This window comes from Parabacteroides sp. TM07-1AC (genome assembly GCF_003480915.1).
Classification (GTDB): Bacteria; Bacteroidota; Bacteroidia; order Bacteroidales; family Tannerellaceae; genus Parabacteroides; species Parabacteroides chongii.
The window spans coordinates 153,337-166,997 of the sequence record NZ_QUKD01000002.1 but is presented as its reverse complement, the minus strand read 5'-3'; the positions used below and the strand labels follow the sequence as shown (position 1 = coordinate 166,997).

The window sequence follows — 13,661 nt, the reverse complement described above, 5'->3', positions numbered from 1 at the left end:
TAATACTGTCAGCCGGGGTGAGAGGTGGCCTGCGGGACAGGCTGCGGCTCTCAGCGGAACCGTGGCAAATGTATCATTAAACGGGGGAACAGCCGCGAAAGGGCGTGGGACAATTCGTGGGACAAATGCAGGGAAACCCTGTGTTTAATGCTGTTTGTGCACTTGCCGGCGATCGTTTGCACGGAATAACACGGGTTATCTTTGCGGAAAGCTTTATATTTGCGCGAACCAATGAGATGTATGGTATGACAAATCTATCGATGCGGCTTGCCGCTTTTCTTTTACTCCTTGCCTGTCTGCCGGTTGCCGGAGGGTGCGGGCGGCAGACGGCTGACCGGCAGTTGTCCGTCGAAGAATGGATGCAGTCGGATCCCGACTCCTGCATGTGGTATTACACCGGGCTTTACGTCCCGCTGGCGGAACGGAAGCAATACGATTCGCTCGAAAACGTCTATGCCCGCATCCTGCGTGCCATGCCCGACCCTGTGCCGGGCGATCCGGATTCGCTGGCTTATATTGCGGGGTGGGTGGCTACATTCTATTATAATGCGCGGATGCTCCAGGACAAGCTGGAGGGCGGTTCGCGGTTGACCGACAGCCTGGCGGCGTCGGCGAACCCGTTTTATGCCCGCACGCTGCAGCCGGAGCTGATGGCGGTCACGGCTAAGTTTTACGTCGAAGAGGGGCGGATCGACCGGGTGGACAGTCTGGGGCGGCTGTTCGAACGGCTGCCTTATACGAGTGACCCGCGGCGCGACATACGGGCATGGCATTCGATGGCATGGGCGATCGAGTATTGCGACTTGAGTACGGCCCGCGCCATCGCCCTCCAGCAACACGCCGTCGATATTTTCCGGCAGGGGCGGGGCGGCAACGGCGACTGGGAGGTGCTCTCGCAGATGGGCCGGCTGTATGGGAAGAACGGCGATTTCGAACGGGCATCGGAACTGATACAGGAGGCGGTCGACCGGATGACCGCCCGCCCGGATACGCCGGGCGACTGCCTGCTGAATGCGTACAACGACCTGACGGATCTTTACGCGACCCTGGGGCTTTACGACAAGGCGCTGGAGGCGAACCGGCTGGCTGCCGCAGAATCGGTGCGGAAGGACGGCTGGCTGCTCGACGAGGTGTACCGCCGGCGGGCGGCTTGTTTCCTGGAGGCGGGGCGTGCCGACTCGGCCTTGCGGTGGGTGGCGGAAGCGCAACGGGTGTTGCCTGCCGATGGCGATGCGACGTTGCTTCCCGGCTTGCGGGCCGATCGGATGGCGTATTATATGGCGTTGCACCCCGATTCGGCGGGGCGCTGCCTGGAGGAATGCCGGCTGTTGCTGGCGGATACGGTGCGGATGGAGCCGGAATGGAAGCCGGAGGTGCTGGCGCTCTACGGTCGGGCGTTGTTGCAGACACCGGGACGGGCGGCTGAGGGGGTGGCTTGCCTGGAGCGGTCGTACCGCGATTTCAGGGCCGCAGGTCGACCTGCGGAAGCTGTTCGCTTAGCCGAACAGCTTGTTCGTGGCTATATCGGCAGGGGGATGGAGGGGCGGCTCGCCTCTTTTTATCCGGCGTATGCCGCCTTGCGCGACAGCTTGTGGGCGGAACGCAGCCGGCTGGCGGCTATCGGGGCGAATATCCGTTACGAGGCGGGGCGAAAGGAGCAGGAGAACCGGGCGCTGGCGGCGGAGGTGGAGCTGCAGGAACAGGTGTTGGCGAACGGCAGGCTGATGGCCCGGGCGATCATCGGGCTGCTGGCGTTGCTTGCGGGGGGCGCGGTGGTTTATATCCTGCTTTCGCGGAGGTATTACCGGATGAAGGGGAATATGCATCTGTTGCGTATCAACAGCTTGCTTGACGAGCAGCGGGTTTTGAAGGAGCGTAACGAGCGGTTGGCGGAGGATTTGCGGGAACGGGAGGATACAACCGGGTGGCAGGAACCGGCCGACCGGCAGCCGGCAACCGACCAGCAGGAAGCGACCACCCTGCTGCCGGCGACCGGGGGGCGTGAGGAAGAAGCCGGGCTGCCGGACATCGCCGGGGATCTGCTAGACGTCGCCGACGAACGGCTTTCTTTGGCTGCCGAGTTGCGCAGTAAGGAGGGTAGGTTGCGTGAGAGCTTGGGAAGCAAGGTGTTGAAGTCGGAGGAGCTGGTGAAGTTCCGCCGTTCGTTCATGGCGGTCTATCCCAATTATCTGGCAGACCTGCATCAGCGTTGTCCCGATCTGACGCGTACCGACGAACTGATCGCGATGTTGCTGCGCCTGGGTCTGTGCAACGACGACATCGCCCTTGCGCTGAGTGTCACCAAAGGCAGTGTAAACAAAGCCCGCACCCGTATGCGCCGCCGGTTGGGGCTGGTGGATACGGGGGTGGTGCTGGAAGAGTTCTTAAGAGGGATAGGGGAAAAGAAAAGCGATGCCCAGGGTCATAGTACTGCCGGATAGCAGGGCAACCCGAAGGCTTCGGCTACTGCCGGATAGACGATTTTCCCTTCTATGATATTCAGTCCGGGATAAAGGCTTTTGTCTTCCTGGCATGCCTCTTTCCATCCTTTATCAGTCAGTTCCAGTACATAAGGCAGCGTAGCGTTGGTTAGCGCCAATGTGGAGGTTTGAGGAACGGCACCCGGGATATTGGCTACGCAATAGTGAACGATGCCGTCGACGGTATAGACCGGGTCGGCATGTGTTGTCGGATGCGAAGTCTCGAAGCAACCTCCCTGGTCGATGGCAACGTCTACCAGGACACTGCCCGGCTTCATTCGTTGCAACATATCCTTTGTTATCAGATGAGGTGCTTTGGCACCGGGGATCAGAACGGCACCGATCACAAGATCGGTGTATGGAAGCTCTGCCTCGATGTTATGGGTTGAAGAATAAAGTGTTTTTACGTTGGCAGGCATGATCTGCTCCAGGTAACGCAGGCGAGGAAGTGAAATATCGGCTATTGTCACGTCAGCACCGAGACCGGCTGCCATCAATGCTGCACTGTGTCCGACTATACCGCCTCCTAAAACCAATACACGGGCAGGTTTTACACCCGGTACGCCCCCCAGGAGGATACCTTTTCCACCTTGGGGCTTCTCCAGGAAACGGGCACCTTCCTGTATAGACATGCGTCCGGCTACTTCACTCATGGGGATCAGGAGCGGAAGTGTGCCGTCCGGATTTTCCACTGTCTCATAAGCCAGGCAGATGGAGCCGCTGTCCATCATGGCAAGTGTCAGTTTTTCATCTGAGGCAAAATGGAAGTAGGTAAAGACCAGTTGCCCCTTTCGTACCAATGAGTATTCAGCGGCAATCGGCTCTTTTACTTTAACGATCATTTCAGCAATCTGGTAAACGTCGCTTATCGACGGGAGAATCTGTGCTCCGGCTTCTACATAGGCTGAATCAGGAAAACCGCTGTTTTCACCGGCTGTATGTTGTACATACACGGTGTGTCCTCTCTTCACCAATTCTTTAGCTCCGGCAGGCGTAAGCGCTACACGGTTCTCATTGTTTTTGATTTCTTTGGGAATTCCGATGATCATAATGTTAGTCTTTAATAGTTATTATGCTGCAATATACATATAAATCTGACATTATGCTGTAAATGAATGCTTTTTATTACTTATTGACAAAAGGATAGTGGCAAAGATGTAGCATATAACAGATTTGTTCTACTGTTCGGCGGATATTACGGTAGGCGTAGTCGGGCTGCATTGCCTTTTCCAGGGAAATAGGAGCAGGGTGTATAGGGAATATAGCAGACAGACCTGCTTCCCGCAATGCCTTGTCTGCTGTAGTATCCACTTGTCCGGTGATAGCAATGACAGGAATATGCCGTGAAGCTGCAGCGCGGGCAATACCGACCGGCACTTTCCCGAATAAGGTCTGCCGGTCCATTCTCCCTTCGCCGGTAATCAGGAGATCGGCTCCCTGTATAAGTTCGTCGAAACGAAGATAGTCCATGATAAGCTCGATACCGGAAGATATAGTGGCTTGCAGAAATGCAACGCATCCGCCTCCCATGCCGCCGCCGGCTCCTGATCCGGGGAGATAACTAATATCTTTCCCTGTTGTTTCGAAGATAAGTCCGGCAAGATGCTTCATCCCTCTGTCAAGTATCTTGATTTGTTCTTCATCTCCGCCTTTTTGCGGACCGAATATGCAGGCTGCTCCCTGCGGACCATAAAAAGGATTGGTTACGTCGGTTGCTATATGAAATGTACAATCCTGTAATTCCGGCAGTTGATTTTGTGTGTCGATATGGCGGATGGCAGAAAGACTTTTTCCTCCTTTTTCCACTTCTTTTCCCGTATCGTCTGTAAAGCGAACACCTAAAGCCTGCATCATCCCTGTTCCTGCGTCATTTGTGGCACTGCCGCCTACACCGATAATGAAGTTGCGACAGCCCCTCTTTATGGCATCGGCTATCATTTCTCCCGTTCCATAAGTCGTCGTATTCATGATATTTCCCGGTTTCAAGGGAATCAGATTCAGTCCGCTGGCAGCCGACATTTCAATGATGGCCGTTCGTCCGTCTCCCGTCATACCGTAACCGGTATGAATGGGTTGCATTAAAGGGTTGTGCACCGGCAGGGTTATTTTTTTCCCCTGTGTCGCATCTACCAGTGCTTCCACGGTCCCTTCACCGCCATCGGCTATAGGAACTTTGATCACTTCACATTCGGGCAACGTATTGAATATCCCTTCTTCCACTGCCTTTGCGATGGAAGAGGAGGAGAGGCATCCTTTAAAAGAATCGACGGCGATAACTATTTTCATTTTCTATCTGTTTGGATGGGGTAAAGATACAAAAAAGGGCAGCTTAACCAGTAAGCTACCCTTTCTATCTGTTACCTTGTCTGGTTTTATAAACCTTGTCCGTGACAGTTCTTGTATTTCTTGCCGCTTCCGCAAGGACAAAGATCGTTACGGCCTACGCGTTTTTCGGCGCGAATCGGTTCCTGGCGCGGTTGCTGCGGAGCACGTTCTTCCGGATCATTGTTTCCGCTGATATCGGTTTTCTCCGTACGGTAACGGCTCATGTCCTGGCGTTCTTCCGGACCAGCCTGTCTTACTTCGATACGACGGCGTTCTGCAGCGGCAGCTTGTTGAGCAGCCTGCTGTGCTGCTGCCTGGCGTTCTGCCATAGCCTGCTTTTCTTCTTCGGTCGGTTCTTCGCGTACCGGAATCTGTCCGCGCATCAATACGGCAGCAGTCTTACGGTTCATGGTGTCGACCATCGATTTGAACAGATTGTATGATTCCAGCTTGTAGATCAACAATGGATCTTTGTTTTCGTAACTTGCATTCTGAACGGAATGACGCAGTTCGTCCATTTCGCGCAGGTGTTCTTTCCATGCTTCGTCGATCGTATGCAGTACGATGGATTTCTGGAATGCTTTCGTGATCGCTTTACATTCTGTTTCGTATGCTTCTTTCAGATTACATGAAACGTTATACATACGTTTACCGTCCGTGATAGGGATCATGATATTTTCGTACATAGCCCCCTGGTGTTCGTAAACCTGTTTGATAACCGGGTTGGCTACCTGAGTCATGCGTTCCATACGGCGTTTGAACAACTGCAATGCTTCCTCAAACAGTCTGTCGCCCAGTTGAGCTGCTTTCATGTTCTTGAATTCTTCTTCTGTGAACGGACTTTCCATAGCGAACGTCTTGAACAGTTCCAGTTTGAAGCCTTCATAATCGAATCCGTCAGAGTGTTGATCGGCAATAGCGATAGATGTATCGTAGATTGTGTTCAATACATCCAGACCGATACGTTCTCCCATCAGGGCGTGACGGCGACGGGTGTAGATCACGTTACGTTGTGAGTTCATCACGTCGTCATATTCCAGCAAACGTTTACGGATACCGAAGTTGTTTTCTTCCACCTTCTTCTGTGCACGTTCTACTGATTTGCTCAGCATATTGTGTTCCAATACTTCACCTTCCTTGAAGCCCAGTTTGTCCATCAGCCCGGCAATCTTGTCGGAGGCGAACAGACGCATCAGGTTATCTTCCAGTGATACATAGAATACAGAAGAACCCGGGTCACCCTGACGTCCTGCACGACCACGTAACTGGCGGTCTACACGACGGCTCTCGTGGCGTTCCGTACCGATGATAGCCAAACCGCCTGCAGCTTTAACTTCAGCCGATAGCTTGATGTCGGTACCACGACCCGCCATGTTGGTGGCGATAGTCACTGTTCCGCTTTGACCTGCCAATGCTACGATCTCAGCTTCTTTTTGGTGTAACTTCGCATTCAATACGTTATGTTTGATCTTACGCAGGGTAAGCATACGGCTCAATAATTCGGAGATTTCGACTGAAGTCGTACCGACCAGTACCGGACGTCCGGCTTCGACCAAAGCGCTGATTTCTTCGATAACAGCAGCGTATTTTTCACGCTTGGTCTTGTAGATACGGTCGTTCATATCGTTACGGGCGATCGGACGGTTTGTCGGGATCACCACTACATCCAGTTTATAGATGTCCCAAAACTCGCCTGCTTCCGTTTCGGCTGTACCGGTCATACCCGACAGCTTGTGATACATACGGAAATAGTTCTGGAGAGTGATAGTTGCGAATGTCTGTGTGGCAGCTTCCACCTTTACACCTTCCTTGGCTTCGATAGCTTGGTGCAGACCGTCTGAGTAACGACGGCCGTCCATGATACGTCCGGTCTGTTCGTCGACGATCATCACCTTGTTGTCCATCACTACGTATTCATCGTCTTTTTCAAACAATGTGTAGGCTTTCAGCAACTGGTTGATAGTATGTACGCGTTCGCTTTTTACAGAGTAGTTGGCAAGGATCTCGTCTTTCTTTGCCTGCTTTTCTTCTTCTGAGCCCTTGAAGTTTTCCAGCTGTGACAGCTCGGAAGTGATATCCGGCAGAACGAAGAATGTAGGGTCGTCAGAACGGCCGGTCAACAGGTCGATACCTTTATCCGACAGCTCTACGCTGTTGTTCTTTTCGTCGATCACGAAGTACAGTTCATCGGTTGCTTCGTGCATGTGACGCATGTTTTCAGACATGAAGTATTCTTCTGTCTTCAACATCTGAGCTTTTACTCCCTGCTCACTCAGGAATTTGATCAGCGCTTTGTTACGCGGATATCCTTTGAATGAACGATATAATTGGATTGAACCTTCTTCTACTTCTTTCGGATCGCTGCTGGCCATCTTTTTCTTGGCTTCGATCAGCAATTTAGAGCACAGGTCTTTCTGTGCGTTAACCACCACTTCCACGTTCGGACGGAACTGTTCGAACAACTGTTCTTCACCACGGGGGATCGGACCGGAGATGATCAACGGCGTACGGGCATCATCGATCAATACGGAGTCGACCTCATCGACGATGGCATAATTGTGTTTGCGCTGTACCAGGTCGCTCGGGCTGATCGCCATATTGTCACGCAGGTAGTCGAAACCAAATTCGTTGTTTGTACCGAATGTGATGTCGGCGTTATAAGCAGCGCGGCGGGCATCCGAGTTCGGCTGGTGTTTGTCGATACAGTCTACGGAAAGTCCGTGGAACATATAAAGCGGTCCCATCCATTCCGAGTCACGTTTTGACAGGTAGTCGTTCACGGTAACAACATGTACACCGTTACGTGTCAGGGCGTTCAGGAATACCGGCAGGGTAGCGACCAAAGTTTTACCTTCACCGGTTGCCATTTCGGCGATCTTACCTTTATGCAGAACGACACCACCGAACAACTGAACGTCGTAATGTACCATATCCCAGGTAATTTCATTACCACCGGCTTTCCAGTGATTCAGGAAGATGGCTTTATCGTCTTCGATACGAACGAAATCATATTTGGTTGCCAGATTACGGTCGAAGTCATTAGCTGTCACTACAACTTCTTCGTTTTCAGTGAAGCGGCGGGCTGTCTCTTTCATAATAGAGAATGCTTCCGGAAGAGACTCTTCCAGGACCACCTCCATTTTGTCGGTGATCGCCTTTTCTATTTTATCTACTTCTGCCCAGATGGCTTCACGTTCTTCCAGCTCTTTATCGTCGATGCCTTTACGAAGCTCTTCTACCTGCGCCCGTTCAGCAGCTACATAATCCTGAATACGTTGTTTGATTTCATCTGTTTTTGCTCTCAGTTCATCATTCGAGAGCTTTTGGATTGACGGATATACGGCCTTGATCTTATCCACGTATGGAGTAATCTCTTTCAGGTCTCGCTGCGACTTGTTGCCGAACAGCTTCGTCATAATTTCATTAAATCCCATGATATATATTAATTTATTTATTTCGTAAAGTGATTATTTGTTGACGATCGAATTTAATTGATCACCGGAATGATATACTTCTATCAAACTTCGTGCCAAAATAAAAACCTGTCAATCTTTGTTTATTTTATGAGGGAGGTTAACAACAATACCTGTGACCGGCCGGGTCTTATTTTTTGGTCGTCAACTCCCAAAGAGGCAAACTTTGGGATGCATTAGGTGGCCGTATCCTCAGCACATGGGTTACCGTAGGGGCTACCTCTGTGGCTTTTACTTCGCGGTAAATATGTTCCGGCTTGATACCGTTACCAATAAATACAAGCGGAGTAATGACTGCGTTGTTGCGAATTATTTTAACTTTTTCTTTTGGATTGTCGTTGTTGATGATCCAGCCCGGTTGTAATTCAATGATCAGGTCACCACGTTTCAAGTGATGAGTTCCCTGACGGAATTTTACGGTTCCTTCATTCCATGCACCGGTTCTCAGGGCATCATCGGTTGTTACATGCTGAACTCCGCTAAATTCCATCAGGAACTCGGCGGATCTGTTCTGAATCTCCGACAAACTGAGTTTGGCATCTTCAATGGCCTTGCGGTTCAGATATATCTGGTTGTTATAAAATCCTTTAACCCAGCTGCTCTGTTGACCGTAGATGGCCATCAGGTACATGTTGAGCAATGCTACGCAACGTTTCGGGTGAAATTCACCGCCATTAATCAGTAATCCGTCCGCATATTCCTCTTCACTGGTATAATAGCCGGAACCGGTAAATACGACCAATGTGTTGGCGAGACCGACTTTCTTGTCGATGGCATCCAGCAACTGCTCGATATCCTTATCCAGCTGGTAATAGGTATCCTGAATTTCACGGGTATAATCCTTGCTCATGATACCCTTGTAATTACCCGCATAATAAGTAATCGCCAGCATGTCCGGACAACTTCGTGTACCGAATGCCCCGTATTCCAGGAACTGCAATGCCAGTCGGTTGATCTCCTTATTAATGAAAGGTGTTGTTTTCAGCTTCGGAAAACAATCCGTTGTCTTTTCGTTAAAGGTATATTTGAACGGAATTTCATCCAGCACATAAGGAAATGCATTATATTTATCCAGTGGGAGGGACGGTGTCCATACCATCTGATCCAGGCGGGCGGACAATGATTCGACCCCATTGTTATAGCGGTCTACATACCAGGGGATACCTTTATAATAGGTGGTTGTTGCCCATTTCCCATTCATGTCGTCCATCCAGAATGCACCGTTGGCTGCATGTCCTGCGGAAAGGATCGCACTTTCTGCATCGGGAGCGATCGCATAGACATCACTTCTTCCTTTGGATGCGATTTTCAGTTCATCTCCGATCGTGGAGCTGAACATCTTTTTGGGAGAATAGTTTTCACGCGTATAATTTCCCAGATAGTCTTTATCGTATAGGACGGAAACTTCTTTTTCGTTGTCGAAATCGTAAAACTTATCTCCGGTCACTCCGTGGAAACAAGGATTACTTCCGGTAAACAAGGTCGCAAAAGCACTTGCTTGGTTGACATCTGTGAATTCAAATTTGATATTGTTATATACCAACCCCTCGTTCATCAACCGTTTGAAACCGCGTTCACCGAATGTATTGTAGAAATATTCGATATAATCGCCCCTTAACTGATCGACGGTAATACAAACCACAAGTTTGGGAGTACGTTGTTGTGCCTCCAGGTTTGTGACTACCAGGATCGCGATAAGCGACGTTATTATTTTTCTCATTCGATTCTCCATCTGTTCAAATATGTGCCCGCCATCTGTATATACCGTATCCGGAACGTAGCCAAAGCGTGGCTACAAGCGGGATAAAGGCTATATTTAAGTGTTGTGGGATGAAATACCAACCCGCCAACAGCAGCGTAAGCGCCGCAAAGTTAATAAAATGATAATAATATGCAGCCTTTCTGAACTTTTTTACTGCAAACAAAATAACAGCTATCAGGTCGAAAGGTTGTAACCACACGATCGACCAGTTCGGTCGGACGCAGGGATGAGTCGATATGAAACAGAGGAAAAATAATACCGTACCGGCCACTCCTGCAAGGAAAAAGAGGATGCAGTCCACCAAGCGGAAATAGGTTTTTCTCTTCCATTCGACAAATGTGATCGACAGTACCAGCAGGAAAATAATCATGCTGCATAACATAGGGGTGAACCACTCTTTCGTCGTGTTAGTATCGTTGATCAGCTCTTCCGAAAGTCTGTTTGTCTGTTTTATCAGCTTCCGTTCGCTTCCGTCCGGATTGACAATGGTTGCTTTTTCGAATTCATCTTTCAGGTAAGCCGGTAGGAACATCATTTCATGTGGGGTGGCGATCCGGTCGGTCGGACTTCCCAATGCCAGGTCGCATCCGAATGTCAGCCATGAGTTATTTCGCGTACAATAATTGATAAGATCGCGGAATGTCTGCGGTTCGGGCGGATTGTTATATTTAACTTTCCCGTTTACCTGTTCTTCAACGATAGCGACCGGTCGGGTGGCACAATTGTCGAAAAAGAAATTGTACCGGTAAACGGCGTTCTCCGGCTGTGCATTGACGATCAGTGCATTCCATATCTTATTGATCTCTTCCGGGGTGAGGTTTAGTACCTGCTCGGTCACTTCGCTTCCCCGCATCTGATATTCTATTATATAATGTGAGAAATTGTACGCAGCCAGTTTATAATCCGTTTCCCCTTTCGTAAAACGATAGATGAAGTTCGGTTTCGAAAAGTCGAAAATGCCATAGTTGAATACAGTATCGAGCTTATATAAAGAATCTTTCACCCGTATGGCCGTATGTCCGTACAAGGTGTACACTTCATCATCGGATGGAGCTGCCGTCAATATGCTGATCTGCGCTTCGTCGCTTAATCTGTATTGCGCCTTTGCCGGGATCAGGCAAAGGAGCAGAAAAAGCAGAAGCAAGTTCTTTTTCATACGATAAATTTTTATCGCACAAAGGTAAAGCTATTTTTTAAATAGAGAAACGATCCATAATAAAACGATGGCACCGACGGTCGACATGACCAGGCTTCCGATGACTCCGTTCACGCTCAATCCCAGCAGTCCGAATAGCCATCCGCCCAATACACCGCCGATGATACCTACTATCAGGTTTACAATCAACCCGAATCCACTTCCCTTTAATATTTTCCCAGCCAGAAAGCCGGCAAGGATACCAATAATAATCGAACCTATAATTCCCATAATAACCTAATTTAGTGTTGTTATTAATAAACAAGGGATCGGGAACTTATGTTTAAATTATTTCTGACGAAATATGTTTTCATTTAACAAGTAAGAAACATGTGTACTGCCACCGATACGGATCAGTATCTTTTTTTCCAAATACGATTCCAAGTCGGCTTTCGCCCGGTAGTGGGAGCAAGCGTTCAGTTTTGCATAGGTGGGTGTTGTGATGGTTTCATGTTCTTTGAAATATTCCCGCATCCGTTCTTCCCGTTTTTGCAGTGGATAGGTTTGTGGTTGTGACTCTTTTTCAAGTTTTGCAGTGCGTAACTTTTGTTTCAGTTTTTCAGAACACCGGAAGTTTACGCCGTCTACTGTTACCATAAACTTTCCATCCGATTGTTTACGGGTGCGAAGCGCCGGTGAGAAATAACCTAACTCTTCCAGCTCCACGTGATCCCCGTATCTCAGGGAGAATTCGATATACCATACAAATGAATCCAAAACGGCTTTTACATCGGCCGACGAAATGGAGGAACGTTGACAGATAACTTTACAAATATCATCCATCTGCCGGGTCTGGCTGGCTGTCGTGCGGGCATGTATCAGCTTTTCTTCGTTGCCTTTCGGACGCGGTGTTTTGTGTTCTGTGAATCTTATAGCCATGTTTTTAAGTATTAGTTGCTGATGACTTTGTCGGGGCATCAGCATGTTATTCCGGTGATATTTCAAACCATTTGCCTTTCGATAGCTATGGTAAGGCTTTTTGATAGCTATCGTAAGATCTTTCCACAGCTATCGAAAGGCTTTACCATAGCTATCGAAAGGTAAACAGTTTCAGATACAAATATACAATGGATGAGAAGGAATTGTTCTCTGATAAGGATGTTTTTTATTTATATTGAATGGTTGGCGGTATTCTTGTTGTTCAAGTATGAAATGTTATATGGTTAAATATTTTTATCCTTTTATTTACGATATATTCGTAATATTATGTAACTTTCGGACGTTTAAAAGAAAACATTCCTACTTATATGAAGAATCAAAATTTAATTTTAGTTTTTATCCTGTTAGTAGTAGCAGGATGTGAAAAAAATAAACAACAGGCAGATGATCTCATCACTGTTGATGTCACAACAAGCTATCCTAAAAAAGAACTGGTTCTTCAGGATTTTATGGATGTGGAATATATTGCGCTGGAAACCACTGACCAGTTTCTTACGCAAGGTTTGGTACGAGATGTAGGAAAAGAGTACTTATTGGCGACAAATAGAAATAATGATGGGGATATTTTCCTTTTTGACCGAAAAAACGGTAAAGGAGTAAGGAAGATAAACCGGCAGGGGCAAGGAGCGGAAGAATATACAAGGATGAATGACGTTATTCTTGATGAAAGTAATGGGGAAATATTCGTAAAGTCACAGGGAAATAAAATTTTAGTGTATGATCTTTACGGAGGATTCAAGCGGTGTTTGAATCTAGGTCGGGAGGTTTCATCTGTTTTCGATTATGACAAAAATAATTTAATTTGCTATGATATGTCTGATTATCATAGTAAGGGAAAGGATAGAAGCAAATCATACCATATTATTATATCCAAACAAGATGGAAGTGTTACCCGGGAAATTTTTATTCCTTTCAAAACGATTAACACGCCGATTGTGGTTGATGGAGATAAATTTATAGCAAGCTATTCTTATCCAATACGTCTGAGCCACGACGCTTGGACACTGGTGGATACATCTGCCGATACATTGTATCACTATGCACCGGATGGTACATTAATCCCCTTTATTGTAAGAACCCCTTCTGCACATACCATGCAGCCTGAAGTTTTTCTTTATATGGGTATTTCTACCGACCGCTATCATTTTATGCAAACCCTTAAAAATGTATTTAACTTTGAAAAGGGAAACGGATTCTATACGGATGAACTGGTGTACGACAGGGAAGAAAAAGCAATGTTTCAAGTAGCCGTATGCAATGACGACTATGCTGAAAAAAGGACTGTCGCTATGACTGCTAAGTCGATTAATCGCGAAATCGAAAACGCCACTAGTTTAAATGCATCCCGGCTTGTTGAGATTTACAAGAAAGGCCAACTGAAAGATGGCAAATTGAAAGAAATTGTCTCGAAGTTGGATGAAGAAGACAATCCGGTGATTATGTTGGTAAAGCAAAAGAAATAGGAGTATCTGAAAGTTTTTTTGCTG

Annotated in this window: 9 protein-coding genes; 2 read left to right on the top strand and 7 right to left on the bottom strand. The window is 48.1% G+C overall.

Going from position 1 to position 13,661, the window contains the following annotated elements:
- Nucleotides 1–245 precede the first annotated feature (245 nt).
- The gene (locus DXD68_RS24690) at nt 246–2,441 is read left to right on the top strand and encodes a tetratricopeptide repeat protein (RefSeq protein ID WP_147382977.1); all 2,196 of its coding nucleotides are present in this window, start codon (nt 246–248) and stop codon (nt 2,439–2,441) included.
- On the opposite strand, the gene ald is transcribed toward DXD68_RS24690, so the two are convergent.
- The 7 genes from ald to DXD68_RS05375 form a co-directional block, all read right to left on the bottom strand.
- The gene (gene ald, locus DXD68_RS05405) at nt 2,423–3,529 is read right to left on the bottom strand and encodes an alanine dehydrogenase (protein ID WP_122360649.1); all 1,107 of its coding nucleotides are present in this window, start codon (nt 3,527–3,529) and stop codon (nt 2,423–2,425) included. The genes DXD68_RS24690 and ald overlap by 19 nt on opposite strands.
- A gap of 76 nt (nt 3,530–3,605) precedes the next feature.
- Nucleotides 3,606–4,766: a glycerate kinase gene (locus DXD68_RS05400; RefSeq protein WP_122360648.1), complete on the bottom strand. Its 1,161-nt coding sequence runs from the start codon at nt 4,764–4,766 to the stop codon at nt 3,606–3,608.
- A gap of 86 nt (nt 4,767–4,852) precedes the next feature.
- A complete protein-coding gene (secA, locus tag DXD68_RS05395) occupies nt 4,853–8,239 on the bottom strand; it encodes a preprotein translocase subunit SecA (RefSeq protein WP_122360647.1) in 3,387 nt (1,128 codons plus the stop codon).
- 169 nt (nt 8,240–8,408) lie between these two features.
- Nucleotides 8,409–9,998, bottom strand: a complete 1,590-nt coding sequence (locus tag DXD68_RS05390) for an alkaline phosphatase family protein (protein WP_122360646.1) — start codon at nt 9,996–9,998, stop codon at nt 8,409–8,411.
- A gap of 16 nt (nt 9,999–10,014) precedes the next feature.
- Nucleotides 10,015–11,196 carry a DUF4105 domain-containing protein gene (locus DXD68_RS05385; RefSeq protein WP_122360645.1) on the bottom strand — a complete coding sequence of 394 codons (1,182 nt, stop codon included), beginning with the start codon at nt 11,194–11,196 and terminating at the stop codon, nt 10,015–10,017.
- A 30-nt stretch (nt 11,197–11,226) separates the two neighbouring features.
- Nucleotides 11,227–11,466, bottom strand: coding sequence for a GlsB/YeaQ/YmgE family stress response membrane protein (locus DXD68_RS05380; protein WP_122360644.1), 240 nt, complete (start codon nt 11,464–11,466; stop codon nt 11,227–11,229).
- Between the two features lie 57 nt (nt 11,467–11,523).
- The gene (locus DXD68_RS05375; RefSeq protein WP_158585858.1) at nt 11,524–12,114 is read right to left on the bottom strand and encodes an HU family DNA-binding protein; all 591 of its coding nucleotides are present in this window, start codon (nt 12,112–12,114) and stop codon (nt 11,524–11,526) included.
- Between the two features lie 368 nt (nt 12,115–12,482).
- Between DXD68_RS05375 and DXD68_RS05370 the strand changes: the two genes are divergently transcribed.
- Entirely contained in the window at nt 12,483–13,637 is a 1,155-nt protein-coding gene (locus DXD68_RS05370) for a 6-bladed beta-propeller (RefSeq protein WP_122360642.1), read from the top strand.
- Nucleotides 13,638–13,661: the final 24 nt, after the last annotated feature.

What these genes read in the sequence shown, in the direction of transcription:
- DXD68_RS24690 (WP_147382977.1), top strand. Translation starts at nt 246, where the DNA reads ATGACAAATCTATCGATGCGGCTTGCCGCTTTTCTTTTACTCCTTGCC.
- ald (WP_122360649.1), bottom strand. Translation starts at nt 3,529, where the DNA reads ATGATCATCGGAATTCCCAAAGAAATCAAAAACAATGAGAACCGTGTA.
- DXD68_RS05400 (WP_122360648.1), bottom strand. Translation starts at nt 4,766, where the DNA reads ATGAAAATAGTTATCGCCGTCGATTCTTTTAAAGGATGCCTCTCCTCC.
- secA (WP_122360647.1), bottom strand. Translation starts at nt 8,239, where the DNA reads ATGGGATTTAATGAAATTATGACGAAGCTGTTCGGCAACAAGTCGCAG.
- DXD68_RS05390 (WP_122360646.1), bottom strand. Translation starts at nt 9,998, where the DNA reads ATGAGAAAAATAATAACGTCGCTTATCGCGATCCTGGTAGTCACAAAC.
- DXD68_RS05385 (WP_122360645.1), bottom strand. Translation starts at nt 11,196, where the DNA reads ATGAAAAAGAACTTGCTTCTGCTTTTTCTGCTCCTTTGCCTGATCCCG.
- DXD68_RS05380 (WP_122360644.1), bottom strand. Translation starts at nt 11,466, where the DNA reads ATGGGAATTATAGGTTCGATTATTATTGGTATCCTTGCCGGCTTTCTG.
- DXD68_RS05375 (WP_158585858.1), bottom strand. Translation starts at nt 12,114, where the DNA reads ATGGCTATAAGATTCACAGAACACAAAACACCGCGTCCGAAAGGCAAC.
- DXD68_RS05370 (WP_122360642.1), top strand. Translation starts at nt 12,483, where the DNA reads ATGAAGAATCAAAATTTAATTTTAGTTTTTATCCTGTTAGTAGTAGCA.